A 22,260-nucleotide genomic window follows, 5' to 3' on the forward strand; every position below is an offset into this window, starting at 1 on the left:
ATCGCAATAACGCACCATCCAACACACGCACGTCAAGACAGCCTCGATAAGCTGTGGTAACTATTGCTGTTAAAACCTGACAACCCGGAGCAAGCATGAAACTGTTCATTTACGATCATTGCCCATTCTGCGTTAAAGCCCGCATGATTTTCGGCCTGAAACGTTTGCCGATTCGCCTGGTCACGTTGCTCAACGACGATGAGACGACCCCGTTCAACCTGATCGGCAAAAAAATGGTGCCGATTCTGATTAAAGACAACGGTGAAGCGATGCCGGAAAGCCTGGATATCGTACGCTATGTCGATGGGTTGGACGGCAAGCCGGTCCTGACCGGCCGCACCAACCCGGCTATCGCCGAATGGCTGCAGCGGGTCGGCGGTTACAGCGCAAAATTGCTGCTGCCGCGTATTGCGCATGCCGATTTCGAAGAGTTTGCCACCGCCAGTGCCCGCCAGTACTTTATCGATAAAAAACAGGCGTCAATCGGAGATTTCGCCGAACATCTCGCCAACAGCGCCGATCTGATCGCCCAGTTGGAGGCCGATCTGCAAACCCTGTCACCGCTGATCGTCTCCGCTGACGCGGTGAACGGCGAGCTGTCCGAGGACGACATTCACCTGTTCCCGCTGCTACGTTCGTTGTCGATCGTCGCCGGGGTTGCGCTGCCGGATAACGTGGAAGCCTACCGCAACCGCATGGCGCAGCGCAGCGAGGTGCCGTTGCTACTGGATATGGAACAATAACGTTCGAGAGTCACAAAAAGGACATGGCGTACTGATGTTGAAAATGGTGCTCGCCACCGCTCGCGATCGGGCGCGGCTGAAGGAAATTACCTCCGTTCTGATTCGTTATGGTCTGCAAGACGTTCTGCGTTTGCTGGGCCTGGGGGCATTGCTGCGCGGTGTCCGCGGCGAGCCCGCCCTGCAGGACGCACAGACCCTGCCTGAACGGCTGCGGGAGGCGCTCGAGGCGCTGGGCCCCACCTTCGTCAAATTCGGTCAGATCCTGGCCACGCGTTCTGACCTCCTGGATCCGGCCTGGACCGACGAACTGGATCGCCTGCACAGCCAAGCGGCGGTATTGCCATGGGAGACACTGGCGCCGCAGATCGTTGCCGATCTGGGGGGCGAGCCCGAGCACCTGTTTGCCGAGTTCGATCGCACGCCGCTGGCGGCAGCGTCGATGGCGCAAATTTACCGCGCCCGCTTGCACAGTGGCGAACAGGTGGTGGTGAAAGTGCTGCGGCCTGGCCTGGCGAAAACCATCCACGCCGATCTGCGGCTGCTGGCCTCGCTGGCGGAAACCGTGGAGCAGCAGAGCCCCACGCTGGCACGCTATCGGCCGCGGCAGATGGTCCGAGCGCTGGCGACGGCGCTCAATCACGAGCTGGATTTGACTCACGAAGGGCATAACTGCGATCGCGTCGCCAAGATGTTTGCACGAGAACCCGACGTGGTCGTGCCGAAAATCTATTGGCAATGGTCGTCTCCGCGTCTGTTAGTGCAGGAATACTTGCCCGGTACCGCGCCGGAGAACCCTCAGCAATTGGCGGCGGCAGGCTTTGACGGCCCGCTGCTGGCACAACGCGGCGCCCGCGCCTTTATGAGCATGGTGCTGGAGCATCGGCTGTATCACGCCGATCCCCACCCCGGCAACGTCATGGCGCTGAGCGGCGACCGCGTCGGCTTTATCGACTTCGGCATGGTGGGCCAGCTGTCCGAGCGGCGGCGCAACCAGTTACTTTTGCTGCTGCAGGCCATCGCCGATCGTCAATCAGAAGGCATCGTCAACACGCTGATCGCTTGGTCGGACAGCGAGCCATTGGACCTGCTGGATCTGGAGTTGGCAGCGCAAAACTTTCTCGACAAACAGGCCGCCGCCACCCTGACGCTGGGTAAAGCCTTGACCGACCTGCTGGTGATGGCGCGTGAACACCAGCTGGCGCTGCCGCCCGATCTGGTGCTGCTGTTCAAGGCGTTAATCACCGCCGACGGCGTACTGCACCGATTGGATCCGGCCTTCGACATCGTCGCCACGCTCAAGCCGATGTTGCAACAAACGGTGCTGCAGCGCTATGCCCCCGACGCCGTGCGCCAGCGGTTGTTGGCCCTGGGCGGGGAAGCGCTCGACGCCGGAGAGGAGCTGCCGCAAACCCTGCGGTTGTTGGTACGTCGCCTGAAGCGGGGGCAGCTCAATGCCGAGATCAACGTCAAGAACCTCGGCCAATTGAGCAAAGCGCTGGAACGCGCCGCCGTCACGCTGGCTATCGCCATCGTCACCGCCGCTTTTGCTCTGGGCCTGGCGCCTTATCTGATGCATTCTTCGCTGCGGCTGTGGGGCATCCCGCTGTTCCCGCTGTTGGGGAGCGCGGCCTGCGTGGCCGGCGTAATTCTCTTGGCGCTACGATTGCGGCGCTGATGCTTTCGGCGTTATCCGATAGGTCTCACCCGCTTTTGCGCGCACTATCCTTTGCACATCGCCGCCTGTCGTTTTCACGCGCAGGCGGAACGTTTATAATGATTAATCAATTATCTGCAGCACTTTTCGCCAGCAGTCGCAATGAGGCATTAATGAAGAAGATCCTGATGGGCGCAGCCGCCCTGCTGTTCGCCGGCGTATTGGCCGGTTGCAATCAACTGACCCAGTACACCCTGAGCGAGCAGGAAGTGAATGATTACCTGCAGAAACACAACGACTATCAGAAGCAGATCGGCGTGCCCGGCTTGGTGGACGCCAATATCGTGCTGACTCAGCTGCAAAGCCAAATCGGCCGCAGCGAACCGGGTAAAGTTACCCTTTCCGGCGACGCCAAGGTCAATATCACGTCGATTCTCGGCCCGCAGACCGCGGATCTGAAGCTGACGCTGAAGGCGCAGCCGGTTTACGACCGGGCGCAGGGCGCCATTTTCCTGAAGGACATGGAGCTGACTGATTACAGCGTGCAGCCGGAAAAAATGCAGACGGTAATGAAAGCGCTGACGCCGTATCTGAACCAGTCACTGAAGTCTTACTTCGACCAAAAGCCAGCTTATGTGCTAAATCCTGACAACAGCAAAACCGAAGCGCTGGCGAAAAAACTGGCGAAAGGGTTGGAAGTGAAACCAGGTGAATTGGTGATCCCGTTCAGCGACTGACGCTGCCTGATAACATCAAGCCCGCCGCTCGGCGGGCTTTTTTATTTTATTGCGGGAAAGTATTACTGCGGCTCGCTGTAGGCAATCTCGCCGGTGTTGCAGTTGAGCGTCACGTTGTAGGTTTTATCTGCCTTGGTGCCACGCACCGTTAACGGTACCTGCCACACCTGATCCTTGCCGGTGATGGCATCCGGGCTCACCCAGGCGATCGGGGTTGCGGTGCCCAGCAGTTTTTTGTCCGCCTCCCAACGCGTGATACGGTTCTGCAAGAAGTCGCGCTTGACCTGGGCGGCGATATCCGCCGGCTGCAGGCCTGCACACTGCCCCACCTTGGCGGTGCGTTGCTCTTGATCCTGCGCCCACACCGCAGTTGATGCTCCCATCATGGCCAACAAGGCGATAGCCAAACCCATTTTTTTCATATGTCCTCCCGTTGTGATTAGCGCTATCCGGGCGCCCATCCCTGGCTCACAACAGGGTTTCGGCAAAGAGTTACCGTTTGACGAACTCGATGACAAACAGCGCATCCAGGCCCGGATAGATTTCCTTGATCACCTGCTTCAGTTCGCCGAGCGACATGTTTTCCTGCTGTGCGTGGCGTTCGGTCAGCGCATCCAGGCGCACCGGCGTTACCGACAGCACTTCGATAAAACAGAAAAAGACGCCGTCTTCATTGCGGCTTACGCGCAATACCTCGCCCGGTTCGAAGTGCGACTCACTGGCATCCCGAATGGTGATGGTTTTACGCCCGGCCAGAATGTCTTGCTCAAAGCGGCTGAAGAAAGTTATTTCACGGCTCATTTTAGATCCTTTTTCATCACAACACCGCAACATAAGTCATTATGCTGCTTGCTTTTCTGACGCAGATCCCTCTTTTGGGTTAGATGTCGCTTTTTTCGCTTTGCTTTCCGCCGGTTTCTTGAGGGTTTCCGCCGGCGAAGCGCCACGCAAAATCAGACCCAGCGCGTCCTTATTCTCCGCCAGGAAGAAGCTCAAGCCTTCGCGCTGTTCGTCATCCAGAGTCAGCGGTGCCTGCTGCAGCCACTCCCCGAGATTGTCCGCCAGATCCAGCATTTTGTCGTAGGCGTCGGCTTCTTTCTTGCTCGCGAAAGTCATTTTTTCCTCACCGTTTCTCACCACCACATATTTAACTTCAACCGCCATGCGTGCGTCCTCAAAAACTCAAATTACTGTAATTATGTACAGTATAAATAGATCGTGGCGGGAAGGCAAACCGCCGCCCGCCTTCGGCTTATTTCAGCAGCCGCACCTTGCAGCTTTTGCCTTTGATTTTGCCCTGCTGCAACTGTTGCAGCGCCTTGCGCGCGCTGGCTTTGCGGATTGCGACATAGGCATGCACTGGGAACATGTCAATCTTGCCCACTTCCGCCGCTGTCAGCCCGGCATCACCGGTCAGCGCCCCGAGAATATCGCCGGGACGGATCTTCGCCTTGCGGCCGCCGTCGATGCACAGCGTCACCATTTCCGCCTCCAGCGAGCCGTTGGCCGCCCCGCTCAGCTCGGACACCGGCGACCAGTCGACGCTCATCTGCAGGTAGTCTTCAATCGCGTGCGCCCGCGCCATTTCCTGCGGCGTGCACAGGCTGATCGCCAACCCGCTCATGCCGGCGCGGCCGGTACGGCCAATACGGTGCACATGCACTTCGGGATCGAACGCCAGCTCGTAGTTGACCACCAGCTCCAGCTCTTTAATATCCAGCCCGCGTGCGGCAACGTCGGTCGCCACCAATACCCGGCAACTGCGGTTGGCGAAACGCACCAACACCTGGTCGCGGTCGCGCTGTTCCAGATCGCCATGCAGCGCCAGCGCGCTGATGCCGCGGGCCTCCAGGGCCTCAAGCACCGTCTGACAATCGCGTTTGGTATTGCAGAACACCACGCAGGACGCGGGTTGATGATAGCGAATAGCCGACACCAGGAGCGCCGGGCGCTGATCGCGCGTAGTCTCATAAAAGCGTTGTTCGATGGAGGCCTGCGCTTCTCCATCGTCCACCTCGACGCTCAGCGGCTGGCGTTGAACGCGCGCGCTGATGCGCTCGATGCCTGCCGGGTACGTGGCGGAAAACAGCAGCGTCTGACGTTGCGGCGGCGTATAGCTGATCACATCGTCTATGTCGTCGGCGAACCCCATGTCCAGCATGCGATCGGCCTCATCCAGCACCAGCACCTTCAGCTCGTCCAGCTGCAGCGTTTTCTTGCGCAGGTGTTCCTGGATACGGCCCGGCGTCCCCACCACGATGTGCGGCGCATGCACTAGCGAATCGAGCTGCGGCCCCATCGGCTGACCGCCGCACAGCGTCAGGATCTTGATGTTTTGCGTGAAACGCGCCAGGCGGCGCAGCTCTTTGCTCACCTGATCGGCCAGCTCGCGGGTGGGACAGAGCACCAGCGCCTGCGTGGCGACCTGACCGACGACGATACTGTTCAGCAGACCAATGCCGAAGGCCGCCGTTTTACCGCTGCCGGTTTTCGCCTTGGCGCGCACATCCCGCCCTTGCAGGATGGCGGGCAACGCGGCGGCCTGTACCGGCGTCATTTCGGCGTACCCCAGTTCGTTGAGGTTGGCCAACTGTTCGGCTGGCAGCGGCAGGGAAGAAAAAGAAACTGTGCTCACGGCGATAACTCTTATATGACGAATGGAATGGCGGCGCGCCCGCAGGTTGGCGCCGAATCAGGGGTAAATGATAACAGAGATGGGCGGCGTTACGGGGTGCGGGCATAAAAAAACCCGCCGGCGGCGGGTTTCTTGGCAACGCAGTCGTTAAATCGCAACGACGTTGGCTGCAGCAGGGCCACGTTGGCTGTCCTGGATGGAGAATTCAACCTGCTGGCCTTCAGCCAGGGTTTTGAACCCATCGCTAACGATAGCGGAAAAATGAACGAAAACGTCTTTAGAACCGTCGGCAGGCGTGATGAAGCCGAAACCTTTGCTTTCGTTGAACCATTTAACGTGACCAGTGATCTTGCTCATTTGTGTTTCCTTTACTTGATAAACCTGCCTTAACGGCACGAGACGCGAAAACCCTGTGATATGTAGGCCTTCTTTCGCCGTCGGTTATTAACGCATAATCGCTCATGCAGGGCAAATATTTCTGTTTGTTATAAAAACAGTCAGTTAGCAACAAACCTGGCGCAGCGGCTGTGAACGCAATCGTTTTCGTATATACTGCCCGCCGATCATCAATCCGCTTACTTTCACCGATCCAGGTACGACACTATGTTAACGATTGGAACCGCCCTGCGCCCTTCCGCCACCCGCGTTATGTTGCTCGGCTCCGGGGAGCTGGGTAAAGAAGTCGCCATTGAATGCCAGCGCCTCGGTCTGGAAGTGATCGCCGTCGATCGCTATCCCGACGCCCCCGCCATGCATGTGGCGCACCGCAGCCACGTCATCAATATGCTGGATGGTGACGCGCTGAAAGCCGTTATCGAACAAGAGCGGCCTGACTATATCGTTCCCGAAATCGAAGCGATCGCCACTGCCATGCTGGTCGAGCTTGAACGCCAGGGCCACCGCGTGGTGCCCTGTGCCGAAGCCACCCGCCTGACGATGAACCGTGAAGGCATCCGCCGTCTGGCGGCGGAAGAGCTCGCTCTGCCCACCTCAAGCTACCGCTTTGCCGACAGTGAAATCGCCTTCCGGCAGGCGGTCGAACACATCGGCTACCCGTGCATCGTCAAACCGGTGATGAGCTCCTCCGGCAAAGGCCAAAGCCTGATCCGCACGCCCGAACAGCTGCAAAGCGCCTGGGATTACGCCCAACAGGGTGGCCGTGCCGGTGGTGGCCGGGTGATCGTCGAAGGGCTGATAAGATTTGATTTTGAAATTACGCTGCTGACCATCAGCGCCGTGGACGGCGTGCATTTCTGCGAGCCGATCGGGCACCGTCAGGAAGACGGAGATTATCGCGAATCCTGGCAGCCTCAGCGTATGTCGGCTACGGCGCTGAGCCGTGCTCAGGCTATCGCGGAGAAGGTGGTGAAAGCCCTGGGTGGCTTCGGCCTGTTCGGCGTGGAGCTGTTCGTCTGCGGCGACGACGTGATCTTCAGCGAAGTGTCGCCACGCCCGCACGATACCGGCATGGTTACGTTGATCTCACAGGATCTGTCTGAGTTCGCCCTACACGTGCGCGCGTTTCTCGGTTTGCCGATCGGCGCTATCCGCCAGTTCGGCCCTTCCGCTTCGGCGGTGATCCTGCCACAGCTCACCAGCACCGATGTGCGCTTCAGCGGATTGGAAAACGCGCTGCGCGGGCACAACCAGCTGCGTCTGTTCGGCAAGCCGGAAATCGCCGGCCAGCGCCGCCTGGGTGTAGCGCTGGCGACGGCGGACACCACGGAACTCGCGGTGGAACAAGCGAAACAGGCCGCTGCCGCCGTGGCGGCCAACGGTTGACACTCACGGGGCCGCTTACGCGGCCCCGATAACATCAATAGTCTTCGTCTTCTTCAGCATCGTCGTCCCGCGACGCCTCCGGTGCGGCATCCTGCTGTTCGTCTTCGTCATCAAACAGCACCGCGACATGAGCGCCCTGATGCTGCTCACGAATTTCCTGCGCAACGCGAGCAATGGCCTCACCGCTGCTCATGCCCTGTTCCATCAGCTGATGGATGCGATCCGCCGCTTCCTGCTGCTCCGCGTGGCTCAGTAATGGCATACCTGCATGCATGTGTCGTTCTCTCCGGCAAAAGGGAGAGCGAGTATACGCGCTAACGCGGCGGATCCCAACGTCTTGTGGCTCAGGCCGGTTGCGAACAGCCGTTATCGCTGCGCCACTGCTTCAGGCGATGCCGCCACAGCATGACATGCCACCCCTGCTTCAGGCCGCGCGTATTGGCGAACATCGCTCTGTCGATGCCGCGCTGATAGAACTCTTCGGTAATCTGACTCTGGGCGGCCGGATCCGGCTCACGACGGATACTGTGACAAATGCCCAACGCCTCACGGGTGATTTGCCAATGGAAAGCGGGACGAATGGCGACAGTGCCCGCATAGCGCCGGTTGAGCCGCTCCAGCATTTCGACGATTTTCATATAGTGACGCTGATACTCTACGTTCGCTTTGCCGGTGCGACGACGGTTACTGATCGACTTGTCGTGCACCCGTTGCCGGTACAGCGGCGTGCTTAAATATTTGACCCGTTTGGCATTAAACATGACCTCCGTCGTCCAGGGAATATCCTGGTGATGCAACCCCGGCTCAAAATAAAGCCGATGCTGGCGAATAAAATCGAGGCGATATATTGCCAGCCATACAACATGAATAAACTTTCGCGACTTCAATGCACGTTCGAACCACTGAACGCCAGTGATAACGTCGGTAGTGCGTAAACGCGCCTCGGGAAAAATCGGCTGTAATTCGTCTTGGCTGGTAAAATAGCGTTCACCATTACATTGCATCACGTCTAATTGGTGTCGTTCTGCCTGTTCCAACAGCGTGGAATACATCTCCGGCGCCAATAAATCGTCGGCGTCCGGAAACGCCACATATTTACCTCGGGCAACGGCGAGCCCGGCATTACGTGCATTAGAAACGCCGGCATTGGCCTGATCGATCACGCGAATATGCGGATGCACCGCCGCGTAACGGTGCGCGATCTCTCCCGAACCGTCGGTGGAACCATCGTTGACGATGATCACCTCCAACCGTTGCTCGCGCTGGGCCAGCAGCGAGACCAGGAACGGCTCCAATAACTCCCCCGCATTGTGCATCGGGACGATGACGCTCAGCATTAACGACATAGGTAGCTCTTCAATAATAATGTAACAAAATGATAATTTTATTTTTATAAAAAATAGAAACCACTTCAGCACACGAGCGAAATAAAACGCGAACCTTCACATTTCCGCCGCAGGCTAAATAAGATTAATCTTGTTTGTCTTTTCATGCTTTCGGCAAGAAAAGCGCTCCACAACAAGGGATAACTTTCACAAGACGGCCACCATGAAAAAAAACAGGCAAAACCGTTTCGTATCGCCAGCTTAATAACAGCAAGCAACAATAAAAGTATGAAATTAACGAACCTTTTTTATATTTCTCGGGTCTTGCGCCCTCGATGAATAAACGTCCAGTGCATTTGACGTTAAATTTTTAACATATCGAAGTATAATCAATGGCGCAAAAAATGCCTTATCTCAGGTTTATTGAACTGCCGTTTATGTGAACTGTGCTCCATGTCGCGCGTGGCAAAACATGCATGACGTGACCGTCTATGGCACACTAGCCGCCAGATATCGCCGTCCTCACAGCCAGGTTTATTGACGTTCATGAGCGTAACCGCCCCAAACATAAAATCTTTGCCCTACAGCCGCAGTGCCCTGATGACGCTTTTCGCCCCGATTTCAACCCACCCGTGGGCGATGCTGCTGCATTCGGGCTTCGCCGACCATTCGCATAACCGCTTCGACATCCTGGTCGCGCAGCCGTGCGTTACGCTCACCACCCAGGGCGCCAGCACGAAAATAGAAAGTGACGGCGTCACTATTCAGTCGAAGGAAGATCCATTCTCCCTGCTGCAGCAACACCTGGTGGCGCAAGGTTGGCAACCGGCGTTTAACCCGGATCTGCCATTTCAGGGCGGCGCACTGGGGCTGTTCGGCTACGATCTCGGGCGGCGGGTGGAAAGCTTGCCGCAGTTGGCCGCAGCCGACCTCGCCTTGCCGGACATGGCGGTGGGCATTTATGACTGGGCGCTGATCGCCGATCACCGTCTGCAAACCCTGACGCTGCTCAGCTATGGCGACGTGGAACAGCGCTGGTGCTGGCTCAATAGCCAAACCGCGCCGACAGAACGCCCTTTCACGCTGCTGAGCGACTGGCGCGCCAATATGAGCCGGCGGCAATACGGCGAGAAATTCCAACGTATTCAGCGCTACCTGCGCAGCGGTGACTGTTACCAAATTAATCTGGCGCAACGGTTCTCCGCCGACTATCAGGGAGATGAGTGGCAGGCTTTCTGTCGATTGAGCGCCTGCAACCGCGCGCCGTTCTCGGCCTTCCTGCGCCTGCCGCACAACAGCGTACTGAGCGTCTCTCCCGAGCGCTTCCTGTGGCTGGAGCAGCAGCGCATCCAAACCCGCCCGATCAAGGGCACGCTGCCGCGGCTGGCGGACGCGGAACAGGACGCCGCTCAGGCTCGCCGTTTGGCCGATTCCCCCAAGGATCGCGCTGAAAATCTGATGATCGTCGATCTGCTGCGCAACGATATCGGCCGCGTCGCCCAGCCTGGCAGCGTACGGGTGCCGGAACTGTTTGCCGTGGAGCCGTTTCCCGCCGTGCATCACCTGGTGAGCACTATCACCGCAACCCTGCCGGAACAGACCTCGGCGGCCGAACTGCTGCGCGCCTGCTTCCCCGGCGGCTCGATCACCGGCGCGCCCAAGGTGCGGGCGATGGAAATCATCGAAGAGCTGGAGCCGCAGCGCCGCAATGCCTATTGCGGCAGTATCGGTTACCTAAGCGCCTGCGGCACCATGGACACCAATATCACCATCCGCACGCTCGTCACCGAAAACGGCCGCATCCACTGCTCCGCCGGTGGCGGCATCGTGGCGGACAGCCAGGAGCAGGCGGAATACCAGGAGACCTTCGACAAGGTTGGCCGTATTCTGCCGCAGCTTGGGGAGTGTGCCCTGTCGTGATCCCATCGAACACACCGGCCTCACTGCACGCCTTTATCAGCCGTTTTCAACTGCAGCTGCCCCAGGCGGCGCAGATCTCGCACAATGTGCGCCCGGCGGCGGTGCTGATCCCGATCGTTTGCCGCGCAGAGCCGACGCTGCTGTTGACCCGCCGCGCCGACTCGCTGCGCAAACATGCCGGCCAGGTGGCCTTCCCCGGCGGTAAAACCGACGCTGAAGACGGGTCGGCGATCGTCACGGCGCTGCGAGAAGCGCAGGAAGAAGTGGCGATACCGCCGCAGGCGGTGACCGTCCTCGGCCAAATGGCGCCGCTCGACAGCAGCACCGGATTTCAGGTCACGCCCATCGTCGGCCTGGTCTCGCCGGATGTGCAGTTCCACGCCAATGAGGGTGAAGTGGCGGACGTGTTCGAGATGCCCTTGAGGGAAGCGCTGACCCTGTCGCGTTACTATCCGCTGGATATTCATCGCGCCGGCCATACGCACCGCATTTACCTCTCCTGGTATCACAGCCAGTTTATCTGGGGGCTGACCGCAGCCATCATTCGGCGTCTGGCGCAGCAGGTCAGTATTTAGCCCATATTACGTGATCTGACTCGCAATCTGGCATGGCCGACGGCCTCCGCTGCCGGTAAAGCGATCGAAATCACTTCATTTGAACGCTTTTTCAACTACCGTTCCGATTGAATGGTTTTAAAAAAACTGTAAACCCTCTCTTAAACCTTACGAAATACCTGTAAAATACCACCGTCCGAGATAAACCACTGTAGAAACAGGGATTAAGCCGGCGGCGTTCAGCACGGAAAGCTGGCGCGATTACCGCTAATGGAGCTTGGGCGAAAGCGGATACCTCGCATAAGGGTTCGCCCCGGGTAATCAGTAAAAAAAGCGACACCACGGATTATTTAATTTCATGCGAAAAAGGCAGCCGAACCCGCACGGCCCTTTTACAATATCGCTGTTCCCTGCGCGGTTTTTAACCGCCGCAGCCATAACAATACGTCTCTTTAAGGAGTTTTAGCGTGATTAGCGTTTTCGACATGTTTAAGATCGGCATCGGCCCGTCCAGCTCTCATACGGTTGGACCGATGAAAGCCGGCAAACAGTTTGTCGACGATCTGGTAAATAAAGGCCTGATGCCTTCTATCACGCGTGTTGCCGTAGACGTTTACGGCTCACTCTCATTGACCGGTAAAGGTCACCATACCGATATCGCCATCATTCTCGGCCTGGCCGGCAACATGCCGGACACCGTCGATATCGATAGCATTCCTGGCTTTATTCGCGATGTAGAACAACGTCAACGCCTGATGCTGGCCAACGGCCTGCATGAAGTCGATTTCCCACGCGACGGCGGCATGGTCTTCCGCAGCGACAACCTGCCGCTGCACGAGAACGGCATGCAAATCCACGCCTTCGCCGGCGATAAAGAAGTGTACAGCAAGACCTATTACTCCATCGGCGGCGGTTTCATCGTCGACGAGGAGAACTTCGGTAAGGACGCCGAGCAAGAGCTGCAAATGCCTTATCCATTCAATTCCGCGCGCGAAATGCTCGACCACTGCCGCGAGACCGGGCTGTCACTGTCCGGCATGGTGATGCAAAACGAACTGGCGCTGCACAGCAAGCAAGAGATCGAAACCTACTTCGGCAACGTCTGGCAAACCATGCGTGCCTGTATCGATCGCGGTCTGAACACCGAAGGCGTGCTGCCGGGGCCGCTGCGCGTACCGCGCCGTGCTTCCGCGTTGCGCCGCATGCTGGTGGCGTCGGACAAACTGTCCAACGATCCGATGAACGTGATCGATTGGGTCAACATGTTCGCGCTGGCGGTGAACGAAGAAAACGCCGCCGGCGGCCGCGTGGTCACCGCGCCGACCAACGGTGCCTGCGGCATCGTGCCTGCGGTGCTGGCTTACTACGATCACTTCATCGAGTCCGTCAGCCCGGATATCTACATCCGTTACTTTATGGCGGCGGGCGCCATCGGCGCGTTGTACAAGATGAACGCGTCCATTTCCGGCGCCGAAGTCGGCTGCCAGGGTGAAGTCGGCGTGGCCTGCTCCATGGCGGCGGCCGGTCTGGCCGAGCTGCTGGGCGGCAGCCCTGAACAGGTGTGCGTGGCGGCAGAGATCGGCATGGAACACAACCTGGGGCTGACCTGCGACCCGGTCGCCGGCCAGGTACAGGTGCCGTGCATCGAGCGCAACGCCATCGCCTCGGTCAAGGCGATCAACGCCGCCCGCATGGCTCTGCGCCGCACCAGCGAACCGCGCGTTTCGCTGGATAAGGTGATCGAGACCATGTACGAAACCGGCAAAGACATGAACGCCAAGTACCGAGAAACGTCACGCGGTGGCCTGGCAATCAAGGTGCAATGCGACTGACAGACAACCCCGCCGCCCGGCGGGGTTTTTTATGGGCAATCAATTCATTGACCGCTTTTAGTGACAATGTCACCAGAAAATATCCTGCATTTTTCTCATCGATCCAGCGGTTAGCCTGCAAATTGACCTTCTGTTTTGCCAAATCGAAATAATTTACTGAGTTACCATCAATCTTGTATAACCTCAGGCTAGAATTAGCCGAGCGCAACTTAAGGAGCTGTGGCCTGACTGTGACTCGGAGCTGGATTACCGAACAAGGATTTACCGGATGTTGATGACCCACCTCGCCGCGTCCCAATATCGTTACTACCGTTGGCTGCTGGCCGGAGCGGTGGGCGTGGCTATTCTGTTGGTATCGCTGTATACCCGTTACTATCAAGAGGTCAAAAGCATCGAGCAGAGCCAGCAAACGTTGGCCACCCGCACCGTCGGCAAAATTGACCAGCTGTTGTCCCCCGCGCAGCTGCAGGCGGAACGCAGTATGGACATGCTGGAACAACCCTGCGAGAACGTCTCATCGACCCTGCGCTTTCGCGCCGCGCAAAATCAGGCGCTGCGCGCCATGCTGCTGGTAAAAAATGGCATCATCTACTGCTCCAGTCTGTTTGGCGCCCGACATTATCAGTTGGCCGCCGTGCTGCCGATTTTCGTCAACAGCAACGTCAGGCTGGCGCTGCGCCCTTCGTTGGCGGTGAGCAAAGGACTGCCCACGTTGGTGATGTGGACACCCTCCCCCGGCGATAGAAGCAGCGGCGTGCTGCACGTCTTCAATATCGAGCTGTTATCGAACTTTTTACTCGAACCGCAGGAGCCTTATGTTCAGCGCATGGTGCTGAACGTAGCCGACAGCAGCCTGGAATACGGGCGCCGCGAAATCCTGCGCCGCGACACCCTGACCAACGATCTGCGTTACACCGCCGGTTCCGAGCGTTACCCGTTCTCGATTTCGCTGTTCGGCCCGCAGGTCGGCATGTTGGCGTTTTCCGCACTGCCGCGCCATATCCCGCTGGCGCTGCTGATCAGCCTGCTGGCGGCCTATGTGGTCTACCTGCTCACCGCTAACCGCATGAGCCTGTCTTACCACATTGGCCATGCCATTACCCATCGGGAGTTCCGCGTTTACTGCCAACCGATCATTCACAGCGATACCGGGCGCTGTGCCGGCGTCGAGATGCTGCTGCGTTGGAAAAAGAAGCGGCAGGGGTGGATCTCGCCAGACGTGTTTATTCCGTTGGCCGAGCAGCATGACCTCATCATTCCGCTCACTCGCTATCTAATGAACACCGTGACGGAAAATCTGCAGCTGTTCCCGCCACGACCGTCCTTCTACATCAGCATTAACGTTGCTGCCGAGCATTTTAAAACGCTCAACATCATCGACGATATCCGCCAGATTTGGCTGCCGGCACATCCGATGCCCTCATTGATGCTGGAGCTGACCGAACGCACCGCGCTGTCGGCGATCCAGTATGACCAGATTCGCACGCTGAAAGACATGGGGATCATGCTGGCTATCGACGATTTCGGCACCGGCCACAGCTCGCTGAGCTACCTGAAAAACCTCAGCCCGGACGTGTTGAAGATCGACCGCGGGTTTACCGCGGCCATCGGCACCGACGCGGTCAACGCCACGGTGACCGACACCATCATTACGCTGGCGCAGAGGCTGAAGCTGAAACTGGTGGCAGAGGGGGTCGAAACGGAGGAACAGGCCGACTATCTGCGCTCACGCGAGGTCAATGCCCTGCAGGGGTATTATTTCGCCAAGCCGATGCCGATCCACGTTTTCCCGCTGTGGTTGCAACAGTACGAATCGCGCGTCAGGAAAGCGGAAGAGGATCCGCCGGAGGCCTGAGCCCCCGGCGGGAGGGTTACGACTGCGTCGGCTCGTCAAAGACGACGCGGGTAACACGCACCAATTCGATGCGATAGTCGGAGACCTCGACGATATCGAAACGCAGGTGGTTCAGTTCAATGGTGTCCCCCACCACCGGCATCTGGCCGTAGTGAGCCAACAGCAGCCCCGCCAGGGTGGCGTAGTCTGCGGTTGGGCTGACCAGGTCATCGCAGGCCAGTGCCTGTTCCAGCGAGTGCAAATCGGTTCCCCCCTTCACCAGCCAGCCGTCGCCTTCCGCCACGATATCCGGCGTTTCATCCTCGTCCGGGAACTCACCGGCAATCGCTTCCAGCACGTCCAGCGGCGTCACCAGCCCCTGCACGACGCCAAATTCATTGGTGACCACCACCAGACGCCCTTTGGCGCGGCGCAGCACCGCCAGCAGTTTGATGACGTCCATGGTTTCCGGCACCACGATCGGCGGCGTGCGGGCGGCAAACTCGGCAATATCTTCACCCTGCTCCAGCGCTACCAGCAGATCCTTGGCGCGTACCACGCCGACGATCTCATCCACCGAATCACGACACACCGGGAACAGACTGTGTGGCGTATCCAGCAACTGTGCGCGCACCTCCTCGCGGGAGCGCTCGCAGTCGACCCAGGAGATGTCCGTGCGAGGCGTCATCACACTGCGTAATGAACGCGAGGCGAGCGTCAACACGCCGCTGATCATATAACGCTCTTCCGCCGCAAAGGTTTCATCCCTCGGCAAAGCGACCTCATCGTCCGACTGCTGCGCGCGCTGCTGCCCCATCAGGCGCATGATCGCTTCCGCGGTGCGCTCGCGCATCGGCCGACGCGCTTGATGCTTGATGAAGTTGCGACGCGCGATCTGGTTGAACAATTCAATCAGGATCGAGAAGCCGATCGCGGCGTACAGATAGCCTTTCGGAATATGCAAACCGAAGCCTTCGGCGATCAGGCTCAGGCCGATCATCAACAGGAAGCTCAGGCACAGCACCACGATGGTCGGGTGCGCATTGACGAAGTTGGTCAATGGCTTGGATGCCAACAGCATCACCGCCATCGCGATCACCACCGCCGCCATCATTACCGGCAGATCGTTCACCATGCCTACGGCGGTAATCACCGCATCAAGCGAAAACACTGCGTCCAGGATCACGATTTGCACCACCACCGCCCAGAACTTGGCATAACCGCGGTTGGCGCCATCCTGGTGCGTCTGCCCTTCCAGCCGCTCATGCAGCTCCATGGTGGCCTTGAACAGCAGGAATACCCCGCCGAACAGCAGGATAAGATCGCGGCCAGAGAAGCTGAAATCGCCGACGCTGAACAGCGGTGTGGTCAGGGTTACCATCCAGGAGATCACCGACAGCAGGCCCAAACGCATCAGCAACGCCAGCGACAGGCCGATAACGCGCGCCTTATCGCGCTGCTTCGGCGGCAATTTGTCGGCCAAAATGGCGATGAACACCAGGTTGTCGATGCCCAGCACGATTTCCAGCACCACCAGCGTAAGCAACCCCGCCCAAATAGAGGGGTCCATTAAAAATTCCATATCAGACTCCAGAAAAAAGTGGGAATGAGCGCTCGCCGCTCAGACGTGACGATGCCGCCGCTGCATGGGCGCAGTCGACAATAGCAAGGTGACGGGATGGGGTTACCGGGAGATGGCCGAAGGGCCGAACAGCATATACAACGCCAGCAGGTGGCGGGTGAAACCTGGAAAAACAGTAACTTCGGTGACAGTCCATAGGGAGGGCTGAGGCCCTTCACTCCTTAGTGATGAAAGAAGAAATTACTGTATCAGGATTTTTCTGGGGGACAAAGCGGCTTTTTCAACGGCGGTTTAGGGTGGCGCCACACCATATCGTCTGCGACAGCTAAGATTTCCCCGAGCATTCAATAGCGGAGCAGCGTCACAAAAAATATTTTTTCACTCACTAAAATAAATCTCGCGTTCGTGAAGTATCACGCACAGGCATTTGAAACTGCGTGAGAAATGTTAGGCGTGCGTTTCTTTTTTTCTACCATAATGTATCTGAACCGCGGAAGTGACTGCCAAGACGGCGCGGAGAAACGACACACACCGCGTCTGGAGTTCAACGAGGAGGTAGCGAGTGGCAATAGCTATTATCATCGGCACACACGGGGCTGCAGCGGAACAACTGCTGAAAACGGCGGAGATGCTATTGGGCGAGCAGGACAACGTCGCCTTTATAGACTTCGTTCCCGGTGAGAATGCCGAAACGTTAATCGTCAAGTACAACGAAAAAATCAGTGGGTTGGATACCAGCGGCGGCGTGCTGTTCCTGGTGGATACCTGGGGCGGCAGCCCGTTCAACGCCGCCAGCCGCATTGCGGTCGACAAAGAAAACTATGAGGTCGTCACCGGGGTCAACATCCCGATGCTGGTGGAAACCTTCATGGCGCGGGACGACAACCCCGCTTTCGATGAACTGGTGGCGCTGGCGTTGGAAACCGGCCGTGAAGGCGTGAAAGCGCTGAAAAAACCGCAGGAAGAACCCGCAAAACCCGCAGCACCCGTCGCCAAAGCCGCTGCCCCTCAGGCGCCGTTGGGGCCGAACGACCACATGAAAATCGGCCTGGCGCGCATCGATGACCGCTTAATCCACGGCCAGGTCGCTACCCGCTGGACCAAAGAGACCAACGTCAGCCGCATTATCGTCGTCAGCGATGAAGTCGCCGCCGACCATGTGCGCAAGACCCTGCTGACCCAGGTTGCCCCGCCGGGCGTCACCGCCCACGTGGTGGACGTGGCGAAGGCCATCCGCGTCTGGAACAACCCGAAATACGCCAACGATCGCGTGATGCTGTTATTCACCAACCCGACCGACGTCTGGCGTTTGGTGGAAGGCGGCGTGGAGATTACATCCGTCAATATCGGCGGCATGGCGTTCCGCCAGGGGAAAACCCAGGTGAACAACGCCGTTTCCGTCGATGAAAAAGATATCGAAGCGTTTAAGAAACTGAACGATCGCGGTATCGAGCTGGAGGTACGTAAGGTCTCGTCCGACAGCCGGCTAAAAATGATGGACCTGATTAACAAACTCAATTAGTGGCGCCAGCCGCTAATTATTTTACTCAGAGCTTTTTTGGTCATAGGAGAAGTGCAATGGAGATCACCACTCTTCAGATTGTGCTGATATTTATCGTTGCCTGTATCGCCGGGATGGGTTCCGTCCTCGACGAGTTCCAGTTCCACCGTCCGCTGGTCGCCTGTACCCTGATCGGCTTTATCCTCGGCGATATGAAAACCGGCATCATCATCGGCGGTACGCTGGAAATGATCGCCCTGGGCTGGATGAACATCGGTGCGGCCGTCGCGCCGGATGCTGCCCTGGCGTCCATCATTTCGACCATTCTGGTCATCGCCGGCGGGCAAAGCGTCGGCGCCGGTATCGCCCTGGCCATTCCGCTGGCGGCGGCCGGCCAGGTGTTGACCATCATCGTGCGTACCCTCACCGTGGCGTTCCAGCACGCAGCAGACAGTGCGGCGGAGCGCGGCAGCCTGCGCGCCATTAGCTGGATCCATGTCGGTGCCCTGCTGCTGCAGGCGATGCGTATCGCCATCCCGGCGGTCATTGTCGCCATCTCGGTCGGCACCGCCGGGGTACACGCCTTGCTCAACTCGATCCCGGAAGTGGTCACCAGCGGCCTGAACATCGCCGGCGGCATGATCGTCGTGGTCGGTTACGCAATGGTGATTAACATGATGCGCGCCGGCTACCTGATGCCGTTCTTCTATCTCGGTTTCGTTACCGCCGCCTTCACCAACTTCAACCTGGTGGCGCTCGGCGTCATTGGCGTGGTGATGGCCGTGCTGTATATCCAGCTCAGCCCGAAATACAACAAGTCTCAAGTTGTACAGGCCGGCCCGGCTAACGCGAACGATCTCGATAACGAACTCGACTAGGAATAGGTGAGAGAAATGGTTGATACAACTGCTCAAAAGAAACTCACGCCGGCCGATATTCGCGGCGTATTCCTGCGTTCGAACCTGTTCCAGGGTTCATGGAACTTCGAACGCATGCAGGCGCTGGGTTTTTGCTTCTCGATGGTGCCGGTGATCCGCCGCCTGTATCCGGAAAACAATGACGATCGCAAACAGGCGATCAAGCGTCACCTGGAGTTCTTCAACACCCACCCTTACGTGGCGGCGCCGGTGCTCGGTGTGACCATGGCGATGGAAGAGCAACGCGCCAACGGCGCGCCGATCGATGACGCCGCAATCAACGGCATCAAGGTCGGTTTGATGGGGCCTTTAGCGGGCGTCGGTGACCCGATCTTCTGGGGCACCGTGCGACCGGTGTTCGCCGCGCTTGGGGCGGGCATCGCCATGAGCGGCAGCCTGCTTGGACCGATCCTGTTCTTCGTGCTGTTCAACCTGGTGCGCCTGCTGACCCGCTACTACGGCGTGGCCTACGGTTACCGTAAAGGGGTCGATATCGTCAACGACATGGGCGGCGGCTTCCTGCAGAAACTGACGGAAGGAGCGTCCATTCTCGGCCTGTTTGTCATGGGGGCGCTGGTCAACAAGTGGACGCACGTGAATATCCCGCTGGTGGTGTCCAAGATAACCGACCAGACCGGGCATACCAACGTCACCACGGTGCAGACCATCCTCGACCAGCTGATGCCGGGCCTGGTGCCGTTGCTGCTGACCTTCGCCTGTATGTGGCTGCTGCGCAAGAAAGTCAACGCGCTGTGGATCATCATCGGCTTCTTCGTCATCGGTATCTTTGGCTATTGGATTGGCCTGCTGGGCCTGTAATCGTTCGAAACGGCCGGGGGGCAACCCCCGGCTTTTTTATGGAGCAAGAGATGTCACTGACCGACGCCGTACTGATGCTGTTTATCGCCCTGCTGTTGCTGTATTCGCTGTACGACGAATTCGGCATGGATCTGCTGAAAGGTAAAACGCGGCTCAAAGTACCGCTTAAACGCCGCCACCGCCTCGACAGCCTGATTTTCGTCGGCCTGATCGCCATTCTGATTTACCGCAATGTCACCGACAACGGTGCGGTATTAACCACCTATCTGCTTATTTCTTTGGCGTTGCTCGCCATCTATATTTCTTATATTCGCGCTCCCAAGATGGTGTTTAAAGCGCACGGTTTTTTCTTCGCCAATGTGTTTGTCGAATATAACCGCATTAAAGCCATGAATTTATCGGAGGACGGCATTCTGGCCGTCGACCTGGAACAGCGCCGGCTGTTGGTTCAGGTGACCCACCTGGACGACCTGGAGAAGATTTACCACTTTTTTGTTGATAATCAATAAATAAAGAAAAATTAACGTTATTTTAGCTCAAACCTTGCGCTGCTTATGGGTAATTAATCGGCAGCGCAATCTCCTTTCTGACTATTATTTCTGCAACATTGTTACCCCTGGCTACATTATATTCCCGCATGAAATTAGATTAATGAAAACGAGTCTCAATTAAGAACAAACATTGCCATAGAATAAGGTTGTCCGTGGCGGAAATAATATGATATGGTTGCGCCGTCATTGGGGAGTAGCCGGTTTCTGGAGAATAAAAAGCCAGAAACGCCCGTATCAACATACTCGTTTCGCCGTAAGAAACGTGGTGCGGGCAGCCAGGTAAGGTTGGCGAGACCATAGACACGTAACTCCGTCGTTTGGTTGGGGGTGGGTTACGTGTATATGGAGCCACCCGGCCGAGGCTATTTCACATGAACCTTTCAGCAACGCTTATTCTCGCTTTTGGCATGTCCATGGATGCTTTCGCCGCGTCGATCGGCAAAGGTGCCAGCTTGCATCAACCCCGTTTCCGCGAAGCGATCCGCACCGGCCTGATCTTCGGCGTGGTCGAAGCGATCACCCCGCTCATCGGTTGGGCCATCGGCCTGTTCGCCAGTCAATACATCATGGAATGGGACCACTGGGTCGCCTTCTCGCTGCTGTTCATTCTCGGCATGCGCATGATCGTCGAAGGGGTACGTAACAAGCCCGATGAAGAAGAGAAGGTCAAACGTCATGGTTTCTGGTTGCTGGTCGCCACCGCCATCGCCACCAGCCTCGACGCGATGGCCATCGGCGTCGGTCTGGCTTTCCTGCAGGTGAACATCGTGCATACCGCGATGGCCATCGGCTGCGCCACCATGATCATGGCGACGCTAGGCATGATGATCGGCCGCTTTATCGGCCCGCTGCTGGGCAAGCGCGCCGAAATCCTCGGCGGCGTGGTGCTGATCGGTATCGGCGTCAACATTCTGCTGGAGCACCTCGGCTACCTGGCCTGAAGCGCTCGCTTTGAAAAAAACCTGCCGCGGCAGGTTTTTTTGTTTTTGAGTTCAAGGCCCCTTAAGCGCGACGTCGGTACAACGCCAGCACGAAGTCCGTCTCGCACACAAACTCGCCGCTCTCGGCCAACCGCTGTTGCACCTCCGGCGTGGCGCGCCAGGCGAACGGCGTCATCTGCAGCAGATTGGCGGCCTGCGTGCCCGGTAGGGTCATCGTATAGGCCAGCGCCTCTTTGCGCTCGCAGTCGAATCCGGCGAACTGTTCATCCTGTTCGGCATGCAGCTGCACCTGCTGGTACACCTGCTCTTTCAGCTGGTACAGATGACGCGGGCCCGGCGACACCGTCAGCACCACGCCGCCCGGCTTCACTACCCGTGCCAGCTCCTCCGCCTTGCAAGGTGCATAAATGCGCAAGACCGCATCCAACGCCCCATCGGCGAACGGCAAACGGTGACTGGAAGCGACGCAGAACGAGACCGCCGGATAACGTTTAGCGGCGTAGCGGATCGCCACCTTGGCGACATCCAGCCCATTGACCGCCATATTGCGCTCCTGGGCCAGCCTGGCGGCCACCGCGGCAGTGTAATACCCTTCCCCACAGCCTATGTCCAACAACGCGCCAGCATCGGCCGCCAGCGCCAAATCCAGCCACTCGGCCACCTGCTCTTGCAACGGCTGATAATATCCACCGTCGAGAAACGCTCGCCGCGCCTGCATCATTTCCGCGCTGTCTCCCGGCTGCTTCGATCGCTTGTGCTGTACCGGCAGCAGATTGACGTAGCCCTCTTTAGCTTGATCGAACTGATGATTGCCGTCACAACGCCAGTGTTGTGATGAAAAATGCAGCGATTGATGACACAGGGGACATTGATAAGACATGAATGGGCTTCCAGAGAGACAGGGCGCGGCTAGTCTAAAGAAGGCGCCGGTTT

22 protein-coding genes and 1 riboswitch are annotated in these 22,260 nt (G+C 58.0%); of the genes, 13 read left to right on the forward strand and 9 right to left on the reverse strand.

Annotation, left to right across the window (positions count from 1 at the left end; translation table 11 throughout):
• Positions 1–95 precede the first annotated feature (95 nt).
• From grxB to GUC32_RS13920, 3 genes are all read left to right on the forward strand, one after another.
• The gene (grxB, locus tag GUC32_RS13910) at positions 96–743 is read left to right on the forward strand and encodes a glutaredoxin 2 (protein WP_049295784.1); all 648 of its coding nucleotides are present in this window, start codon (positions 96–98) and stop codon (positions 741–743) included.
• A 34-nt stretch (positions 744–777) separates the two neighbouring features.
• Positions 778–2,418 (forward strand): AarF/ABC1/UbiB kinase family protein, encoded by a 1,641-nt coding sequence (locus tag GUC32_RS13915; protein ID WP_089195965.1) that lies wholly within the window; start codon positions 778–780, stop codon positions 2,416–2,418.
• Between the two features lie 152 nt (positions 2,419–2,570).
• The gene (locus tag GUC32_RS13920) at positions 2,571–3,134 is read left to right on the forward strand and encodes a lipoprotein (RefSeq protein ID WP_025303147.1); all 564 of its coding nucleotides are present in this window, start codon (positions 2,571–2,573) and stop codon (positions 3,132–3,134) included.
• A gap of 62 nt (positions 3,135–3,196) precedes the next feature.
• Here the strand turns inward: GUC32_RS13920 and yebF are convergent, their stop codons facing one another.
• The 5 genes from yebF to cspC all read right to left on the reverse strand — a co-directional run bounded on the left by yebF (position 3,197) and on the right by cspC (position 6,126).
• Complete coding sequence (gene yebF / locus GUC32_RS13925; protein WP_043143586.1) at positions 3,197–3,556, reverse strand: protein YebF; 360 nt, start codon at positions 3,554–3,556, stop codon at positions 3,197–3,199.
• A gap of 70 nt (positions 3,557–3,626) precedes the next feature.
• Positions 3,627–3,935 carry a N(4)-acetylcytidine aminohydrolase gene (gene yqfB, locus GUC32_RS13930; protein WP_004927562.1) on the reverse strand — a complete coding sequence of 103 codons (309 nt, stop codon included), beginning with the start codon at positions 3,933–3,935 and terminating at the stop codon, positions 3,627–3,629.
• A 39-nt stretch (positions 3,936–3,974) separates the two neighbouring features.
• The gene (locus GUC32_RS13935; protein ID WP_025303149.1) at positions 3,975–4,298 is read right to left on the reverse strand and encodes a YebG family protein; all 324 of its coding nucleotides are present in this window, start codon (positions 4,296–4,298) and stop codon (positions 3,975–3,977) included.
• 88 nt (positions 4,299–4,386) lie between these two features.
• Positions 4,387–5,769, reverse strand: coding sequence for an ATP-dependent RNA helicase DbpA (gene dbpA, locus GUC32_RS13940; protein WP_043143580.1), 1,383 nt, complete (start codon positions 5,767–5,769; stop codon positions 4,387–4,389).
• 147 nt (positions 5,770–5,916) lie between these two features.
• Positions 5,917–6,126 carry a cold shock-like protein CspC gene (gene cspC / locus GUC32_RS13945; RefSeq protein ID WP_004927572.1) on the reverse strand — a complete coding sequence of 70 codons (210 nt, stop codon included), beginning with the start codon at positions 6,124–6,126 and terminating at the stop codon, positions 5,917–5,919.
• Between the two features lie 246 nt (positions 6,127–6,372).
• Between cspC and purT the strand changes: the two genes are divergently transcribed.
• On the forward strand, positions 6,373–7,551 hold the full coding sequence (gene purT, locus GUC32_RS13950; protein ID WP_369435283.1) for a formate-dependent phosphoribosylglycinamide formyltransferase: 1,179 nt from the start codon (positions 6,373–6,375) through the stop codon (positions 7,549–7,551).
• 34 nt (positions 7,552–7,585) lie between these two features.
• Here the strand turns inward: purT and GUC32_RS13955 are convergent, their stop codons facing one another.
• Entirely contained in the window at positions 7,586–7,825 is a 240-nt protein-coding gene (locus GUC32_RS13955; RefSeq protein ID WP_149570483.1) for a YoaH family protein, read from the reverse strand.
• A gap of 70 nt (positions 7,826–7,895) precedes the next feature.
• Positions 7,896–8,897, reverse strand: coding sequence for a glycosyltransferase (locus GUC32_RS13960; protein WP_049209167.1), 1,002 nt, complete (start codon positions 8,895–8,897; stop codon positions 7,896–7,898).
• A gap of 525 nt (positions 8,898–9,422) precedes the next feature.
• On the opposite strand from GUC32_RS13960, the gene pabB reads away from it, so the two are divergent.
• From pabB to GUC32_RS13980, 4 genes are all read left to right on the forward strand, one after another.
• Complete coding sequence (gene pabB, locus GUC32_RS13965; protein ID WP_043143602.1) at positions 9,423–10,796, forward strand: aminodeoxychorismate synthase component 1; 1,374 nt, start codon at positions 9,423–9,425, stop codon at positions 10,794–10,796.
• A complete protein-coding gene (locus GUC32_RS13970) occupies positions 10,793–11,371 on the forward strand; it encodes a CoA pyrophosphatase (protein ID WP_025303155.1) in 579 nt (192 codons plus the stop codon). The genes pabB and GUC32_RS13970 overlap by 4 nt, the downstream gene beginning before the upstream one ends.
• 446 nt (positions 11,372–11,817) lie before the next feature.
• A complete protein-coding gene (gene sdaA, locus GUC32_RS13975; RefSeq protein WP_025303156.1) occupies positions 11,818–13,182 on the forward strand; it encodes an L-serine ammonia-lyase in 1,365 nt (454 codons plus the stop codon).
• A gap of 268 nt (positions 13,183–13,450) precedes the next feature.
• Positions 13,451–15,037, forward strand: coding sequence for an EAL domain-containing protein (locus GUC32_RS13980; protein WP_025303157.1), 1,587 nt, complete (start codon positions 13,451–13,453; stop codon positions 15,035–15,037).
• 16 nt (positions 15,038–15,053) lie between these two features.
• Here GUC32_RS13980 and GUC32_RS13985 read toward each other — a convergent pair whose 3' ends face one another.
• Positions 15,054–16,598, reverse strand: a complete 1,545-nt coding sequence (locus GUC32_RS13985) for a TerC family protein (RefSeq protein ID WP_025303158.1) — start codon at positions 16,596–16,598, stop codon at positions 15,054–15,056.
• A gap of 562 nt (positions 16,599–17,160) precedes the next feature.
• Between GUC32_RS13985 and manX the strand changes: the two genes are divergently transcribed.
• The 5 genes from manX to mntP all read left to right on the forward strand — a co-directional run bounded on the left by manX (position 17,161) and on the right by mntP (position 21,327).
• Positions 17,161–18,120 carry a PTS mannose transporter subunit IIAB gene (gene manX / locus GUC32_RS13990; RefSeq protein WP_025303159.1) on the forward strand — a complete coding sequence of 320 codons (960 nt, stop codon included), beginning with the start codon at positions 17,161–17,163 and terminating at the stop codon, positions 18,118–18,120.
• Positions 18,121–18,176: 56 nt separating this feature from the next.
• Positions 18,177–18,977, forward strand: a complete 801-nt coding sequence (locus tag GUC32_RS13995) for a PTS mannose/fructose/sorbose transporter subunit IIC (protein WP_015378156.1) — start codon at positions 18,177–18,179, stop codon at positions 18,975–18,977.
• Positions 18,978–18,992: 15 nt separating this feature from the next.
• The gene (locus GUC32_RS14000) at positions 18,993–19,835 is read left to right on the forward strand and encodes a PTS mannose transporter subunit IID (protein ID WP_015378157.1); all 843 of its coding nucleotides are present in this window, start codon (positions 18,993–18,995) and stop codon (positions 19,833–19,835) included.
• Between the two features lie 50 nt (positions 19,836–19,885).
• Positions 19,886–20,344 (forward strand): DUF986 family protein, encoded by a 459-nt coding sequence (locus GUC32_RS14005; protein WP_025303160.1) that lies wholly within the window; start codon positions 19,886–19,888, stop codon positions 20,342–20,344.
• A gap of 218 nt (positions 20,345–20,562) precedes the next feature.
• Positions 20,563–20,750: riboswitch (yybP-ykoY riboswitch) on the forward strand.
• A 7-nt stretch (positions 20,751–20,757) separates the two neighbouring features.
• Positions 20,758–21,327 (forward strand): manganese efflux pump MntP, encoded by a 570-nt coding sequence (mntP, locus tag GUC32_RS14010; RefSeq protein WP_025303161.1) that lies wholly within the window; start codon positions 20,758–20,760, stop codon positions 21,325–21,327.
• Between the two features lie 61 nt (positions 21,328–21,388).
• Here mntP and rlmA read toward each other — a convergent pair whose 3' ends face one another.
• Positions 21,389–22,207: a 23S rRNA (guanine(745)-N(1))-methyltransferase gene (rlmA, locus tag GUC32_RS14015; protein WP_025303162.1), complete on the reverse strand. Its 819-nt coding sequence runs from the start codon at positions 22,205–22,207 to the stop codon at positions 21,389–21,391.
• Between the last annotated feature and the right edge of the window lie 53 nt (positions 22,208–22,260).

It is taken from the genome of Serratia sp. NGAS9 (genome assembly GCF_009905295.1).
Lineage (GTDB): Bacteria > Pseudomonadota > Gammaproteobacteria > Enterobacterales > Enterobacteriaceae > Serratia > Serratia bockelmannii.